Origin of the sequence: Bacillus sp. Root920, from assembly GCF_001429445.1 — a bacterium.
In the GTDB taxonomy this organism is placed as follows: domain Bacteria; phylum Bacillota; class Bacilli; order Bacillales; family Bacillaceae; genus Bacillus; species Bacillus safensis.
The window spans coordinates 26,464-42,984 of the sequence record NZ_LMJV01000012.1 but is presented as its reverse complement, the minus strand read 5'-3'; the positions used below and the strand labels follow the sequence as shown (position 1 = coordinate 42,984).

Sequence of the window (16,521 nt, the reverse complement as noted above, 5' to 3'; positions counted from 1 at the left end):
AAGGAGCAATCAACCATGTTATTTGATACACATGCCCACTTGAATGCAGAACAATACAATGAAGACTTAGAGCAGGTGATCGAAAGAGCGAAAAGCGAAAAAGTTGAGAAAATCGTGGTGGTAGGGTTTGACCGCCCGACAATTACGAGAGCGATGGAATTAATTGAAGAGTATGATTTCATATATGCAGCTATCGGCTGGCATCCAGTCGATGCTATTGATATGACAGATGAGGATTTGGCTTGGATCAAAGATTTATCTCAACACGAAAAAGTGGTTGCGATTGGAGAAATGGGTCTGGATTACTATTGGGACAAGTCGCCAAAAGATGTGCAAAAGGAAGTCTTTAGACGCCAAATTGCTCTTGCGAAGGAAGTGAAGCTTCCAATCGTTATTCATAATCGTGACGCAACGGAAGATGTCGTGACGATTTTAAAGGAAGAGGGAGCAGCTGAAGTTGGAGGTATTATGCACTGCTTTACTGGCAGTCTAGAAACTGCAAAAGCGTGTATGGAGATGAACTTTTATATTTCATTCGGTGGACCCGTGACATTTAAAAATGCCAAAAAGCCAAAGGAAGTTGTAAAGGAGATACCAAGTGACAAGCTTTTGATTGAAACCGACTGCCCATACTTAACGCCAGTGCCATTTAGAGGGAAACGTAATGAGCCAAGTTATGTCAAATATATCGCAGAACAGATTGCGGAGTTGAGAGAAATCAGCTTTGAAGAGCTTGCTGAATTGACAACAAAAAATGCAAAAAAAGTTTTCCGTATAAACTGACAGTATATGATGTCAATCCTTGTTTAAGCTTGTCCAATTGTGAAACATAACGAAAAAGTTCTACACGTTTGCGCCTCCTCATAGGATAAGTTGTCGATAAGTCTTTCTTCCCTTCCTTCCATAAATCTCCCATAATAGGTTTACAATCGAGCATTTTTGTACAGTGGGTGGAAGGGTTGACAGGTTTTGAGATACTCTATATAATCTCTCCGAGGAGAAGGAGGCGTTTTTCATCGTACAAAAAATGAAAAATCTGTTTTCTGTGAAGCTAGGAAAAGGCAAGGTTTTATTACTAGTTGTTTGCTTGCTTTTAGCTGGAACTGGAACGGCTTACGGTGCGCATGAGCTCACTAAGCAGTCTATTACCATTTCAATCAATGGTAAAGAGAAGACAATTCGTACACATGAACAGACAGTAGCTCAGCTGCTTTCAGACCTTGGCATAAGGACCAAGGCGGAGGATCATATCTCTCCAAGTCTAAATACAAAGATTCAAGACAACATGAACATTGTGTATGATGCAGCTATACCGGTTCATCTGACCCTAGATGGGAAAGAGAAAACGATATGGACAACAGATCAGACGGTTGGAGCATTATTGAAGAATGAGAAGATAGATATTGGGAAGCACGATCAAGTAACTCCAGGAAAGAATGACAAGTTAAAAAAGGATATGAATCTTGTGGTTCAGCAGGCCTTCCAGGTCAGCTTAAATGATGGAGGAAAAGATAAAAAAGTGTGGACCACTTCGACTACGGTCGCTGACTTTTTAAAGCAACAAGAGCTAAAGCTCAAGAAGCACGATAAGATCAAGCCTGCGTTACATAGTAACCTTTCTAAAAAGAGCGCAGATATAAAGATCACTCGGGTGGAAAAAGTCACCGATGTAGTGGAAGAGAAAATTGCTTTTGATACCAAACATAAAAAGGATCATTCTCTTGAAAAAGGGAAAGAGAAGGTACTTAAAAAAGGTGAAGAAGGTAAATTGAAGAAGCACTATGCCATTGTGAAAGAAAACGGCAAAGTGGTGTCTAAAGAATTGATTAAAGAAGTGACCGAAAAAGATAGTAAGGACCGATTAGTGGCTATTGGTACACAAGTGGCCAAAAAGGAGCCTACAGCGTCCCCTGCGGTTTCACGAAGCAATGAATCGTCAGGAAAAGAATTTTATGTGGCGTCAACAGCCTATACAGCGAGCTGTGCTGGATGTACGGGCAGAACGTCTACAGGCTTTAATTTAAAAGCAAATCCGGGTGCAAAGGTCATAGCAGTTGATCCGAGTGTCATTCCGCTGGGCTCAAAAGTGTATGTGGAAGGCTATGGATATGCCGTTGCATCAGACACTGGATCTGCTATAAAAGGGAATAAAATTGATGTGTTCGTCCCAAGTAAGTCGGCAGCTTATCAATGGGGAAATAAACGAGTGAAGATTAGAGTACTCAAATAAACACATCAAATCATTTATATGAACAGAGGGCTTTGCGCACCCTCTGTTTTTTTGGTTATAATAGAAGCACTGTTTTCTAATTAATTAGACGCAAAAGCAACATGAAAGGTTTCGTTTTTTTAACCAAAAAATGTAGATTGTTTTTGCAAGCGGAGGAATACATGAAAATCAAAGAAATCATTGTGGTGGAGGGTCGTGATGACACTGCCAGAGTGAAGATGGCGGTTGATGCAGATACGATCGAAACAAACGGATCCGCCATTGGCGATACAGTCATTCAACAAGTGCGTCTTGCGCAGGAGACGAGAGGGGTCATTATTTTAACAGATCCTGATTTTCCTGGTGAGAAGATCCGTAAAACCATCGCAGAGGCAGTTCCTGGCTGTAAGCACGCTTTTTTGCCAAAACATCTTGCGAAGGCGAAGCGGGATAAAGGAATTGGTGTCGAGCATGCTTCCTTGGACAGTATTCGGGAATGTCTTGCCCATGTCCATGAAGAAATGGAAGAATCGGAAAGTGACATTACATTAGACGACTTATTTGACGCAGGCCTTATCGGTGGCGAAGCATCGAAACGCCGCCGCGAACGACTAGGAGTGCTTTTAAATATAGGATATACCAATGCGAAGCAGCTGCAAAAGCGCCTTCACATGTTCCAAATAACCAAACATGATTTTATTGCGGCCTTAAAGACCGTCATGCAGGAGGAAGCCGATGAATAAAGATATTGCGACACCCGTCAGAACGAAGGAAATACTGAAGAAGTACGGTTTCTCTTTTAAAAAGAGCTTAGGGCAGAACTTCTTAATTGATACAAATATTTTAGATCGCATTGTCGATCACGCGGAGGTTACAGATGAGACCGGCGTTATTGAAATTGGACCTGGTATCGGCGCATTGACAGAGCAGCTCGCTAAACGTGCAAAGAAAGTCACCGCTTTTGAAATCGATCAGCGTTTATTGCCTATTTTAAACGATACGCTTTCTCCATATGATAATGTCACGATCATTCATCAAGACGTATTAAAGGCAGATGTGAGAAAGGTCATCGAGGAAAATTTTGCTGACTGTAAGGAAGTGATGGTCGTAGCCAACCTTCCATATTATGTGACAACACCGATTATTATGAAATTGCTTGAAGAAAACCTTCCATTGAAAGGGATTGTGGTCATGCTGCAAAAAGAAGTAGCAGATCGTATGGCAGCTGCCCCATCATCAAAGGAATATAATTCACTGTCTATCGCAGTTCAATTTTATACGGAAGCAAAAACGGTGATGGTTGTGCCTAAAACGGTTTTTGTTCCTCAGCCAAATGTCGATTCGGCTGTGATTAAGCTGACTGTTCGTGAAACGCCTGCTGTCTCAGTAGAAAATGATGCGTTTTTCTTTCAATTGATCCGAGCGAGCTTTGGCCAGCGCCGGAAAACATTGATGAATAATTTGATGAATAATCTACCTGATGGAAAAAAACATAAAGCGATCATCGAAGAAGCACTTCAAACAGTAGATATTGATGGAAAGCGCCGCGGAGAATCATTATCCATTGAGGAATTTGCCCGTTTGTCGAATGTTTTACAAAAAGCCCTTTCGTAAGGGCTTTTTTCTTTTGTTTTTCACCACTTCAACTGTTCGGGCATAGGCTAGAAAGAACAGCATATATGAAAGACGATCATGTGTAGTGCAAGACGATACCAACAGGATATGAGCCTGATTGTGGAGTGAACAGCATGCAATTTCAAATAGGAGATATGGTGACGAGGGCATCCTATCAAATGGATATTATGTTTCGAATCATTCGAATTGATGAGACAGATCAGCACGAAGCCACTGCCATATTGCATGGGAATGAAGTAAGGCTGATTGCTGATGCTAAGATGTCGGATCTCGTCTTAATTCAAAAAGAGGAGCAGCTGACAAGGGAGAAGGACGACGAACGGAAAATTAACGAATCGCTCGACTTACTAAGACAGGATTATCAGCTGCTGCGTGAAAAGCAAGAGTATTATACTTCTGGACAATATCAGCATCAGGAGCAGTATTTTCACATGCCTGGAAAGGTTCTTCATTTAGATGGAGATGCTTCATACTTAAAGAAATGCTTAGATGTATATGAACGAATTGGTGTGCCTGTATATGGAGTACATTGCCATGAGAAGAAAATGCCAAGCGTGATCGATTCGTTACTTGATCAATATCGGCCTGATATTTTGGTCATTACAGGGCATGATGCGTATTCCAAGCAAAAGGGCGGCGTAAATGATATCGGTGCCTATCGCCATTCTCGTCATTTCGTTGAGACGGTTCAAAAAGCAAGAAAGAAAATTCCTCATTTAGATCAACTTGTGATCTTTGCAGGCGCCTGTCAATCTCATTTCGAATCATTGATCCAAGCAGGTGCCAATTTTGCAAGCTCACCTTCACGTGTGAACATCCATGCGCTCGATCCCGTCTATATCGTTGCGAAGATCAGCTTCACTCCATTTGTAGATCGAATCAACGTATGGGATGTGCTTCGTAATACATTAACAAGAGAAAAAGGGCTCGGAGGCATCGAGACGAAGGGTGTTTTAAGGGTAGGTATGCCATATAAAAAAGACCATGAATCGACATAACCCGACTGATTTCAGTCTGGTTTTTTTTATGTGTAAAAAGAAATTTCAAACGGATACATAATTCACCGGAATTTGAGAAAAATAGGGAGGAGAAAAGGTAGAAGTTTGTCAAAATTATTTTGTTGACAATGGCTCGTGTTGGTTGATATAATTTAATTTTTATTTGACAAAAATGGGCCGTTGTTGTATAATTATCTCAGTGAGGTGGATGCAATGGCGAAGACTTTGTCCGACATCAAAAGATCGCTTGATGGTAACTTAGGTAAACGTTTGACGTTAAAGGCTAACGGAGGCCGCCGTAAAACAATTGAGCGTTCGGGCATTTTAGCTGAAACGTACCCTTCTGTATTTGTGATTCAATTAGATCAAGATGAGAATTCGTTTGAAAGAGTTTCTTACAGTTATGCAGATATACTGACTGAGACGGTCGAATTAACGTTCGATGATGCCGCTAGCTCAGTCGCCTATTAATGGGCAGTGAACTTCTTGTTTACTGCTTTTTGTTTTGCCTTTTTTTCTGAATGGGAGTCTGTCCATTTTTTGAAAGGGGTAAAAGAAAGGATTCGATACAAAATAAGAAAGCCACAAAAGCAGTGGCACTGATTCGAATTCTCTACTAAAGGGGCTGTTTCGTTTGGGTAGACGCCGAGGCATTATGTCAGATGAGTTCAAATACGAGCTGGCGAAGGATCTTGGATTTTATGATACCGTCAAAAATGGAGGCTGGGGAGAAATTCGTGCGCGTGACGCAGGGAATATGGTCAAACGTGCCATCGAATTAGCTCAGCAGCACATGGCTCAGGAAGAGAATCAACGATAGAAAAATGGTCAGGGATACCTCAGGTGTCTCTGGCTTTTTTTGTTGAAAAAGTCAGTGTGCTGGGCGTAAAAGCCAATATTCATCAGATCCATCAAATGTGATACAATATTGATACTTATGTTTAGATGGAGAAGTAGGTGAAATGTTTGCGTATTTTAGAAAAAGCACCGGCAAAAATTAATCTCTCACTTGATGTCCATGGAAAAAGACCGGATGGATATCACGAAGTAGAGATGGTGATGACAACAATAGACCTTGCAGATCGACTTGAGCTGACTGAGCTGGACAAAGACGAAATCCGTGTATCATCTCATAATCGATTTGTGCCAGATGATCAGCGTAACTTGGCTTATCAGGCGGCTAAATTACTCAAAACAAGGTTCGGTATTCAAAAAGGGGTATCGATTGTCATCACAAAAGCAATACCTGTTGCAGCAGGTTTAGCTGGAGGCAGCAGTGATGCTGCAGCAGCGCTTCGCGGTTTAAACCGTTTGTGGAAGTTAAATCTCACGTTAGATGAACTGGCTGAGCTTGGAGCGGAGATCGGCTCAGATGTGTCTTTTTGTGTACACGGAGGCACAGCACTAGCGACAGGACGTGGAGAAAAACTGAAGCATATCGCGACACCACCGCATTGCTGGGTGATTTTAGCGAAGCCGGTGATTGGGGTATCTACAGCTGAAGTTTATAGACAATATGACGCAAGCAAAGTAGAACACCCAAATGTACAGCGTATGATTGAAGCCATTGAAGCGAAAGATTATAAAGAGATGTGCGGCTCACTCGGTAACGTTCTGGAGTCTGTGACATTAAAGATGTATCCGGAAGTAGATATGATCAAAAGACAGATGAAGCGTTTCGGTGCTGATGCTGTATTAATGAGTGGAAGCGGCCCAACGGTATTTGGCTTGATTCAATATGAATCGAAGGTACAAAGAATATATAACGGACTGAGAGGATTTTGTGATCAAGTATACGCTGTCCGCATGATCGGCGAACAAAATGCCCTTGATTAAATCCGTATATTAAGTTATATTATTCATAAATTATTCGGGTTCTGGGGGTAAGTTCATGAAGTTTCGTCGAAGCGGCAGATTGGTGGACTTAACAAATTATTTGTTAGCCCACCCGCACGTACTAGTACCTTTAACTTTTTTTGCAGAACGTTATCAATCTGCAAAGTCCTCCATTAGTGAAGACTTAACGATTATCAAACAGACCTTCGAACAGCAAGGAATAGGCACATTGCTTACTGTACCTGGCGCTGCTGGCGGAGTGAAATATATTCCAAAAATACACCTAAAAGAAGCAGATGACGTAGTAAACGATATCGGAGAGGCATTATCAACTCCTGAACGTGTACTTCCTGGCGGTTATTTATATTTAACCGATGTTTTAGGCAATCCATCGATTCTTGCGAAAATCGGTAAGCTGTTTGCGACCATCTTTGCGGACCGTGCGATTGATGTCGTCATGACCGTTGCGACAAAAGGTATTCCGATTGCCTATTCTGTTGCGGGTTATTTAAATGTGCCTGTTGTGATCGTTAGAAAAGATAATAAGGTAACCGAAGGATCAACTGTCAGTATTAATTATGCGTCAGGTTCTTCTAACCGAATTCAAACCATGTCCCTTGCAAAGCGCAGCTTAGATAAAGGCTCCAATGTGTTGATCATTGATGACTTTATGAAAGCGGGCGGAACCATTAACGGCATGATGAATTTGCTTGAGGAATTTAATGCAAATGTTGCAGGGATCGGTGTTCTTTTAGAAGATGAAGGCGTAGATGAACGTCTTGTCGATGAATATGTCTCGTTGTTAAAGCTTTCTACCATTGATATGAAGCAAAAAATCATCGAGATCAATGAAGGCAATTTCCACGAGTTTTTTCATTCGAAAGCGTAAGCTTTGATTAAACATGTATTTGAATGGGAGAGATTAATATGACAAAAGTTGTTCAAACCAAACATGCACCAGCAGCCATTGGACCTTACTCTCAAGGAATTATTGTCAATAACATGTTTTACAGCTCAGGGCAAATTCCATTAACCCCAGCTGGAGATTTTGTAAATGGAGATATTAAAGAACAAACACATCAAGTATTCCGTAATCTTGAGGCTGTACTTGAAGCAGCAGGTGCTTCCTTTGAAACAGTCGTGAAAGCAACTGTTTTCATTAAAGATATGGAACAATTCGCTGAAGTGAATGAAGTGTACGGTGAGTATTTCCATACACATAAGCCAGCTCGTTCATGCGTGGAAGTGGCAAGACTTCCAAAGGATGCGCTTGTAGAAATAGAAGTAGTTGCATTAGTAAAATAAACAGGCACTCTCAATAAAAGCCGTTTGGTTTCATCATATGCAGGGAAAGACATCATCATGATGTCTTTTTTTATGCTGAGAATGTAAGCGCCGTCACGAATATGACAAATAATGTATAAATATCCCGATATTTCAAAAAAAGTTTAAAAAAAGAGCAGGAGAATCACCACGATCGTTGAATACCTAAGTAATGCTTTTATATTGGGAAAAGGTGGTGAACTACTGTGGAAGTTACTGACGTAAGATTACGCCGCGTGAATACCGATGGTCGCATGAGGGCGATTGCATCCATCACGCTGGACCACGAATTTGTTGTTCATGATATTCGTGTGATTGATGGAAACAATGGGTTGTTTGTAGCAATGCCTAGCAAACGCACGCCTGATGGAGAGTTTCGCGATATTGCACATCCAATTAATTCAAGCACTCGGGGTAAAATCCAAGATGCTGTATTAAATGAATATCATCGCTTAGGCGAAGAGGAAGAAACAATTGAATATGAAGAAGCTGGAGCTTCTTAATCATATGTGAACCTAAAAAGGCGGCTTTAAGAGAAAATGAATGTTTTCTTTTAAATGCTGTCTTTTTTGCATTCTTTCTCTTGTTTCTTAAGTCTTTCATCTGTTAGAAAATTATTGTACTTCCTTATGTATCCTTGAAATCAGTCTTTATTTAGGATATATTTTTCTATGGATAATAGGGATATTGGAGGCCAATCAATGGATAAGCGGTTCGCAGTGATTTTAGCAGCGGGAAAAGGAACGAGAATGAAGTCAAAGCTATATAAAGTACTTCATCCAGTTTGCGGAAAGCCAATGGTCGAGCATGTGGCAGATGAAGCGTTAAAGCTTTCTTTAGCCAAGCTAGTGACGATTGTCGGTCATGGTGCAGAGGACGTGAAAGAGCAGCTTGGAGACAGAAGTGAGTATGCACTTCAAGAAGAACAGCTGGGAACAGCCCATGCCGTCAAACAAGCAAAGTCGTTCCTCGCGCAGGAAAAGGGAACAACCATTGTCATTTGTGGTGATACGCCATTATTGACAGCGGAAACAATGGAAGCCATGTTAAGCGAGCATCAAAAACATCAAGCGAAAGTCACTATTTTAACAGCACGTGCGGATGATCCGACAGGCTATGGCCGTATTATTCGTGACGAAACAGGTGCTGTCGTGAAAATTGTGGAGCATAAAGATGCGAACGATGCAGAGCGTCAAGTGAATGAAATTAATACAGGGACTTATTGTTTTTCAAATGAAGATCTCTTCCGTGTGATTGAGCAAGTGTCGAATGAAAATGCACAGGGCGAATACTACTTGCCAGACGTTATTGAAATTCTAAAAAATGAAGGGCAAACAGTTGCAGCTTATCAAACACCGCATTTTGAAGAAACACTTGGAGTTAACGATCGTATCGCTCTATCACAAGCAGAGCAATTCATGAAGCGACGTATTAATCATCAGCATATGAAGAATGGTGTGACCTTGATTGATCCTGAGAACACGTATATTTCGCCAGATGCTGTCATCGGTGAAGATACAGTTATTTATCCTGGGACGGTCATCAAAGGGAATGTAAAAATCGGTGCAGACGCCACGATTGGGCCAAACACTGAAATTGTTGACAGCATCATCGGAGATCGAACAGTCATTAAGCAATCTGTCGTCTGCGATAGTGAGGTTGGAGTTGATGTGACAATTGGACCGTTTGCTCATATTCGCCCGTTGTCGAAAATTGGCGATGAAGTAAAAATCGGGAATTTTGTCGAAATCAAGAAAACAGTTTTCGGAGACCGCAGCAAAGCATCTCATCTAAGCTACATTGGAGACGCAGAGGTCGGAACTGATGTAAACCTTGGCTGTGGTTCCATTACAGTCAACTATGATGGGAAAAACAAATTCTTAACGAAGATTGAAGACGGCGCATTTATTGGCTGTAATTCAAATCTCGTTGCACCAGTCACTGTCGGAAAAGGGGCATATGTTGCAGCCGGTTCAACGGTTACAGAAGATGTACCGCAGGATGCATTGTCTATTGCTAGAGCAAGACAAGTCAATAAAGAAGATTATGTGAAAAATATTCATAAAAAATAATCCAAATACCCGGAGGTTTACCATACCATGTCTAATCGTTATGCTGATGCGAATTTAAAGATATTCTCTTTGAATTCAAACCCTGAACTTGCCAAAGAAATTGCCGATCGTATCGGAGTTGATGTAGGAAAGAGCTCTGTTAAACGTTTTAGTGACGGTGAAGTCCAAATCAATATTGAAGAAAGTATCCGCGGCTGTGATTGTTATGTCATTCAATCAACAAGTGCGCCAGTCAATGAGCATATTATGGAACTGCTCATTATGGTGGATGCGCTAAAACGCGCTTCTGCGAAAACTGTCAATATTGTGATCCCTTATTACGGATATGCACGTCAAGATCGTAAGGCAAAACCTCGTGAGCCAATCACTGCGAAGCTTTTTGCAAACTTGCTTGAAACAGCAGGTGCTACACGTGTGATTGCACTTGATCTTCATGCGCCGCAAATCCAAGGTTTCTTCGATATTCCAATCGATAACTTAATGGCTGTGCCAATCTTAACAAACTATTTCGAACAGAAGAACTTGAATGATATCGTTGTTGTGTCTCCTGACCACGGTGGTGTGACACGTGCGCGTAAAATGGCAGACCGCCTGAAAGCGCCAATCGCAATTATCGACAAACGCCGTCCAAAGCCAAACGTTGCTGAAGTCATGAACATTATTGGTAACATTGAAGGCAAAACGGCGATTCTGATCGATGATATCATTGATACAGCTGGTACTATTACACTTGCAGCAAATGCGCTAGTCGAAAATGGAGCAGCTGAAGTATATGCTTGCTGTACGCACCCAGTATTGTCTGGACCAGCTGTAGAACGTATCACAAACTCTAAAATTAAAGAATTGGTTGTGACAAACAGTATTCAATTAACTGATGACAAGAAAGTTGGAAAATTCATTCCGCTTTCGGTTGGGCCTTTGCTTGCAGAAGCCATCATCCGTGTACATGAAGAAGAATCTGTGAGCTACCTTTTCAGCTAATTTTCTGATTAAAAAAGGCCCTAGGCATCAAGCTTGGGGTCTTTTTGCTATCATCATTCACGGCAAATAGGTTTAAAATGATTCGGTTATGGGTAATTATGAGAGTAGTGACAAAAAAGAAATAGGATGGTGCTGAATATGGCAACTTTAAAAGCAAATAAAAGAACTGATTTCAAACGTTCCACACTGCAAAAAATCCGTCATTCAGGACACGTTCCTGGTGTCATATACGGAAAAAATACAGACAGCCTGGCTGTTTCATTAGACAGCATCGATTTATTAAAGACCTTACGTGATGAAGGGAAGAATACAATTATCACCTTAGATGTGGGTGGTGAAACAAAATCTGTGATGGTGACAGAATTACAAACAGATCCGCTGAAAAACGAGCTTGTCCATGCTGATTTCCAAGTCGTTGACTTACAGCGTGAAATTGAGGCAGATGTACCAATACAGCTGATTGGCGAATCTAAAGGGGTAAAAGATGGCGGTGTGCTTCAGCAGCCACTATTTGAACTATCTGTTACAGCGAAACCAAAAGATATCCCGCAGAATATTGAAGCTGATATTACAAACTTAGAAGTCAATGATGTCTTAACAGTTGCTGATCTGCCTGTTCAGTCATCTTATCAAATCAATAACGATCCAGAAGAAGTCGTTGCCTCCATTCTGCCGCCTCAGCAATCAGAGGTTCCTGAGCCAGATAGCGAAGAAGAGCCACAAGAGCCTGAGGCCATTAAAGAAAAGGATGACGATGGAGAATAACTGGTCATTTAAAGACGTAACCCTCCCGCGGTTGCGTCTTTTGTGCTAGAATGAAAAGAATTCATACGTTTTTACATGAGGCAATCTGATTGGCTCATTTTTTAGGCGTGTGCTGTGTGACAAAGGAGGTTATTGGTTTCATGATTGCATTCGTTGGATTAGGCAATCCAGGAAAAGAATATGAAAAAACAAGACATAATGTCGGGTTTATGACAATAGATGAATTATCGAAAAAATGGGACATTCCTTTAAATCAATCAAAATTCCATGGACAATTTGGAACTGGGTTTGTTTCGGGGCAAAAGGTTCTACTTGTAAAGCCGCTTACATATATGAACTTATCAGGAGAATGTGTGCGTCCGCTGATGGACTATTACGATATTCCCCTCGAACATTTGAAAGTGATCTATGATGATCTTGATTTGCCAACTGGCCGGATTCGCCTACGTACAAAAGGAAGTGCAGGCGGGCATAATGGAATCAAATCATTGATTCAGCATTTAGGTTCACCTGAATTTGACCGATTCCGTATCGGCATTGGACGTCCTCAAAACGGCATGAAGGTCGTTGATTACGTGCTAGGACGTTTCTCAGAAGAAGAACAGCCTGACATCGCATCAGCCATTCAATCGTCTGTCGAGGCTTGTGAAGCGGCTTTAAAAAAGCCATTTTTAGAAGTGATGAATGATTTTAACAAGAAGGTATAAGAATGATAAGCGAAGCACATACTGATCATAAAATCTCAGCATGGGAGGATCACGTATGGCTTTGCATTATTACTGCCGCCACTGTGGTGTAAAGGTTGGCAGTCTAGATGAATCCGCTGTCCAAAGTGAAGCACTTGGATTTCATCACTTAACAAATGAGGAAAGAAACGATATGATTTCTTATAGGGAAAATGGTGATTTACATGTACAAACCATTTGTGAGGATTGCCAAGAGGCGCTCGAAAGAAATCCTGATTACCATCAGTATCATACTTTTATTCAATAAAAAAGCTTTGGTGTAGATATTAGACCAAAGCGTTTTTCTGTTTTAAACAAACAGGGAGGAGGAGCCAAATGAAAAACATACAATCATTTATCAAACAAAGTGATGATTTTCAGTCCATTTTTAATGGACTAAAGGAAGGGTTAAAAGAACAGCTGCTTGCCGGACTATCAGGCTCCGTCAGATCTTTATTTACAGCCGCGATATCAGACGAACTGAAGCGGCCAATGTTTATTGTGACTCACAATTTATATCAGGCGCAGAAGGTTACAGATGATCTAGCAAGTGTGATGCCCGATCGCTCGGTCCTTCTTTATCCTGTCAATGAACTCATCGCTTCAGAAATTGCAGTGGCCAGTCCTGAGCTGAGAGCACAGCGTTTGGATGTCTTGAATCGACTTGCGAATGGAGAAAACCCCATTATCGTCACTCCCGCTGCTGCGGTTCGCAGGATGCTTCCGCCAGTTGAGCTCTGGAAGGAGAGTCAGATCCATTTAAAGATCGGTGAAGAAATGGATTTGGAGGCGTTTTCAAAACAGCTCGTACAAATTGGTTATGACCGGACCTCGATGGTTGCAGCGCCCGGAGATTTTAGTGTGCGCGGAGGAATTATCGACATCTATGCGTTAACGGAAGATCATCCAATCCGTATTGAACTGTTTGATACAGAAGTAGACTCGATTCGAACGTTTCATTCGGATACACAGCGTTCATTAGAAACCCTTCAAGAAATCAAAATAGGTCCTGCAAAAGAGTTAATTGTGAGAGGTCCTGAACGAGTGAGAGCCATTGAACAGCTTGATCAAGGGCTGGCGAAGAGCTTAAAGAAATTCAACTCAGATCAGCAAAAAGAACTGCTTCATCAAAATATTTCTGCTGATCGCGAGAAGCTGCTAGAAGGCATCGTGACACAGGAAATGACGAAGTACCTGTCCTATTTCTATGAAAAGCCTGCTAGTTTGCTAGATTATACATCGCAGGATACGATTATTATTTTAGATGAAATCAGCAGAATTCAGGAGATGGAAGAACAGCTTGAACAGGAAGAAGCCGATTGGACAATTAGTCTGCTTGAAGAAGGCAATATTCTTCATGATTTATCTCTATCTTTCCCGTTCCAAGAACTGATCAATCAGCAATCGAGATCCATTCTGTACTACTCTTTGTTCCTGAGACATGTCCAGCAGACAAATCCGCAAAATATCGTCAATGTATCTAGTAAGCAAATGCAGAATTTCCACGGACAGATGAATGTGCTGGCGAGTGAAATTGAACGCTATAAGAAACAGCAATACACGGTTGTCTTCTTAGGTGCTGATGAAGAGCGGACAGAAAAGCTGTCGTCTGTTCTGCATGATTATGACATTGAAGCCGCTCTTGCTAAACCGGACGCTGAGCTTGTGAGCGGACAGGTGTATATTTTACAAGGTGAGCTGCAAACAGGCTTTGAACTGCCGTTATCAAAAATTGCTGTAATCACAGAAGGTGAACTCTTCAAGAAACGTGTGAAAAAACAGGCGCGTAAGCAAAAGCTGACCAATGCAGAGCGGATCAAGAGCTATTCAGAGCTTCAAGTCGGCGATTATGTGGTGCACATTAACCACGGGATCGGTAAATATTTAGGAATTGAAACGCTTGAAATCGGCGGCATTCATAAAGATTATTTAAATATTCATTATCAAGGAAGCGACAAGCTTTATGTACCGGTTGAACAAATTGATCAGGTGCAGAAATATGTAGGATCAGAAGGTAAAGAACCAAAGCTGTACAAACTAGGCGGCAGCGATTGGAAACGCGTGAAGAAAAAAGTTGAAACATCTGTACAGGACATCGCAGATGATCTGATTAAACTGTACGCAGAACGCGAGGCAAGCAAAGGATATGCCTTCTCGCCTGATCATGAGATGCAGCGCCAGTTTGAATCTGCGTTCCCTTATCAGGAAACAGATGATCAAATCCGTTCGATTCACGAAATTAAACAGGATATGGAGCGGGAACGTCCAATGGACCGTCTGCTTTGTGGAGATGTGGGTTACGGAAAAACGGAGGTGGCTATTCGTGCGGCCTTTAAAGCGATTGCTGACGGGAAGCAGGTAGCCTTGCTTGTTCCGACAACCATCTTAGCACAGCAGCATTTTGACACAATCATGGACCGATTCCAAGACTACCCTGTCAAAATTGCGCAGCTGAGCCGTTTCCGTACAAGAAAAGAAACAACTGAAACGTTAAAAGGGCTGAAAAACGGAATGATCGATATGGTTATCGGCACACACCGTCTTCTTTCAAAAGACATCGTCTACAAGGATTTAGGACTGTTGATCATTGATGAGGAACAGCGTTTTGGTGTGACGCATAAAGAGAAAATTAAGCAGATGAAAGCCAATATCGACGTACTGACATTAACGGCTACGCCAATACCGCGTACGCTTCATATGTCCATGCTTGGCGTACGGGATTTATCAGTGATTGAAACACCGCCTGAAAACCGTTTCCCTGTTCAAACCTATGTGGTCGAGTATAATGGCGCTCTAGTCAGAGAAGCGATAGAGCGAGAATTAGCACGCGGCGGTCAAGTGTACTTCCTTTACAACCGTGTTGAGGATATTGAACGAAAAGCAGACGAAATCTCCATGCTAGTTCCAGACGCAAAAGTCAGTTATGCGCACGGGAAAATGAGTGAGAACGAGCTGGAATCAGTGATGATTAATTTTCTTGAAGGTGAATCAGATGTATTGGTCAGTACCACCATCATTGAAACGGGAGTCGATATTCCAAATGTGAACACGCTCATCGTCCACGATGCCGATAAAATGGGGCTCTCTCAGCTGTACCAGCTAAGAGGACGAGTCGGGCGTTCGAACCGTGTCGCTTATGCTTATTTCACGTATCGAAAAGATAAAGTTCTTTCTGAAGTTGCGGAGAAAAGACTTCAAGCCATTAAAGAATTCACAGAGCTCGGATCTGGGTTTAAAATTGCGATGCGTGATTTAACGATTCGAGGAGCAGGGAACTTACTTGGTGCTCAGCAGCATGGTTTCATTGATTCGGTTGGATTCGACCTCTATTCTCAAATGCTGAAAGAAGCCATTGAGGAAAGAAGAGGCGATACAACGGCTCAAGATAAATTCGAGCCAGAAATTGATCTTCAAATTGATGCTTACATCCCAGACACTTATATTTCGGATGGCAAGCAAAAGATTGAAATGTATAAACAGTTCAGAGCAATTGGCTCGATTGAAGAGCGGAAAGAGCTTCAGGATGAAATGATCGACCGATTTGGTGAATATCCGCAAGAAGTGGCTGACTTGTTTACGATTGCGACAATGAAGGTGTACGCTGTCCAGGAACGTGTCGAGCTGATCAAGATGGAAAAAGGCATTGTCAGACTCACCCTTGATGAGAAAGCAAGCAGTGAAATCGACGGTCAAAAATTATTTGAGCTCGGCAGTAAATATGGACGTGAAATCGGTTTAGGAATGGAAGGCAGCAAACTGATTATTTCTGTCCAAACGAAAGGCAAGAAGACCGAGGAATGGCTTGAGGTTGTTCTTAACATGCTTCGAGGCCTTCAAGATGTGAAAAAAGAAACCATTCCATCTTCATAAAATTTTGTTTGTCTCTCGTGTATATTACGTTTGATGTGACGGATACTAAACTCAGGGTCAAGTGGTGAATGTTGCATAAAGTGGACGCTTTTGTTCCATTCACCCAA

17 protein-coding genes are annotated in these 16,521 nt (G+C 41.7%); all 17 read left to right on the top strand.

Annotation, left to right across the window (positions count from 1 at the left end; all coding sequences use genetic code 11):
- Window positions 1–15: 15 nt before the first annotated feature.
- The 17 genes from ASE42_RS17690 (at window position 16) to mfd (ending at window position 16,414) form a co-directional block, all read left to right on the top strand.
- Window positions 16–783, top strand: a complete 768-nt coding sequence (locus ASE42_RS17690; RefSeq protein ID WP_024425634.1) for a TatD family hydrolase — start codon at window positions 16–18, stop codon at window positions 781–783.
- A 244-nt stretch (window positions 784–1,027) separates the two neighbouring features.
- Window positions 1,028–2,230: a G5 and 3D domain-containing protein gene (locus ASE42_RS17685; RefSeq protein ID WP_056768441.1), complete on the top strand. Its 1,203-nt coding sequence runs from the start codon at window positions 1,028–1,030 to the stop codon at window positions 2,228–2,230.
- A 161-nt stretch (window positions 2,231–2,391) separates the two neighbouring features.
- Window positions 2,392–2,952 (top strand): ribonuclease M5, encoded by a 561-nt coding sequence (rnmV, locus tag ASE42_RS17680; RefSeq protein ID WP_017359323.1) that lies wholly within the window; start codon window positions 2,392–2,394, stop codon window positions 2,950–2,952.
- A complete protein-coding gene (rsmA, locus tag ASE42_RS17675) occupies window positions 2,945–3,823 on the top strand; it encodes a 16S rRNA (adenine(1518)-N(6)/adenine(1519)-N(6))-dimethyltransferase RsmA (protein WP_056768438.1) in 879 nt (292 codons plus the stop codon). Before rnmV ends, rsmA begins: the two co-directional genes overlap by 8 nt.
- A gap of 134 nt (window positions 3,824–3,957) precedes the next feature.
- A complete protein-coding gene (gene yabG / locus ASE42_RS17670; protein WP_024427198.1) occupies window positions 3,958–4,842 on the top strand; it encodes a sporulation peptidase YabG in 885 nt (294 codons plus the stop codon).
- Window positions 4,843–5,055: 213 nt separating this feature from the next.
- A complete protein-coding gene (gene veg / locus ASE42_RS17665) occupies window positions 5,056–5,313 on the top strand; it encodes a biofilm formation stimulator Veg (RefSeq protein WP_024425637.1) in 258 nt (85 codons plus the stop codon).
- 163 nt (window positions 5,314–5,476) lie between these two features.
- Window positions 5,477–5,662 carry a small, acid-soluble spore protein, alpha/beta type gene (locus ASE42_RS17660; protein WP_017366434.1) on the top strand — a complete coding sequence of 62 codons (186 nt, stop codon included), beginning with the start codon at window positions 5,477–5,479 and terminating at the stop codon, window positions 5,660–5,662.
- A gap of 146 nt (window positions 5,663–5,808) precedes the next feature.
- Entirely contained in the window at window positions 5,809–6,678 is an 870-nt protein-coding gene (ispE, locus tag ASE42_RS17655; protein ID WP_019743558.1) for a 4-(cytidine 5'-diphospho)-2-C-methyl-D-erythritol kinase, read from the top strand.
- Between the two features lie 55 nt (window positions 6,679–6,733).
- Entirely contained in the window at window positions 6,734–7,567 is an 834-nt protein-coding gene (gene purR, locus ASE42_RS17650) for a pur operon repressor (protein WP_024425638.1), read from the top strand.
- A gap of 38 nt (window positions 7,568–7,605) precedes the next feature.
- On the top strand, window positions 7,606–7,983 hold the full coding sequence (gene ridA, locus ASE42_RS17645; protein ID WP_024425639.1) for a 2-iminobutanoate/2-iminopropanoate deaminase: 378 nt from the start codon (window positions 7,606–7,608) through the stop codon (window positions 7,981–7,983).
- Window positions 7,984–8,207: 224 nt separating this feature from the next.
- On the top strand, window positions 8,208–8,504 hold the full coding sequence (spoVG, locus tag ASE42_RS17640; RefSeq protein ID WP_008357439.1) for a septation regulator SpoVG: 297 nt from the start codon (window positions 8,208–8,210) through the stop codon (window positions 8,502–8,504).
- A 198-nt stretch (window positions 8,505–8,702) separates the two neighbouring features.
- Window positions 8,703–10,073 (top strand): bifunctional UDP-N-acetylglucosamine diphosphorylase/glucosamine-1-phosphate N-acetyltransferase GlmU, encoded by a 1,371-nt coding sequence (gene glmU / locus ASE42_RS17635; RefSeq protein WP_056768436.1) that lies wholly within the window; start codon window positions 8,703–8,705, stop codon window positions 10,071–10,073.
- Between the two features lie 27 nt (window positions 10,074–10,100).
- Complete coding sequence (locus ASE42_RS17630; protein WP_024425641.1) at window positions 10,101–11,054, top strand: ribose-phosphate diphosphokinase; 954 nt, start codon at window positions 10,101–10,103, stop codon at window positions 11,052–11,054.
- 138 nt (window positions 11,055–11,192) lie between these two features.
- Entirely contained in the window at window positions 11,193–11,819 is a 627-nt protein-coding gene (locus tag ASE42_RS17625; RefSeq protein WP_024425642.1) for a 50S ribosomal protein L25/general stress protein Ctc, read from the top strand.
- Between the two features lie 140 nt (window positions 11,820–11,959).
- Window positions 11,960–12,526, top strand: coding sequence for an aminoacyl-tRNA hydrolase (gene pth, locus ASE42_RS17620; protein ID WP_024425643.1), 567 nt, complete (start codon window positions 11,960–11,962; stop codon window positions 12,524–12,526).
- Window positions 12,527–12,581: 55 nt separating this feature from the next.
- A complete protein-coding gene (locus ASE42_RS17615; protein WP_003217967.1) occupies window positions 12,582–12,812 on the top strand; it encodes an anti-sigma-F factor Fin family protein in 231 nt (76 codons plus the stop codon).
- Window positions 12,813–12,880: 68 nt separating this feature from the next.
- Window positions 12,881–16,414 carry a transcription-repair coupling factor gene (mfd, locus tag ASE42_RS17610; RefSeq protein ID WP_056768433.1) on the top strand — a complete coding sequence of 1,178 codons (3,534 nt, stop codon included), beginning with the start codon at window positions 12,881–12,883 and terminating at the stop codon, window positions 16,412–16,414.
- The last annotated feature ends 107 nt before the right edge of the window (window positions 16,415–16,521 follow it).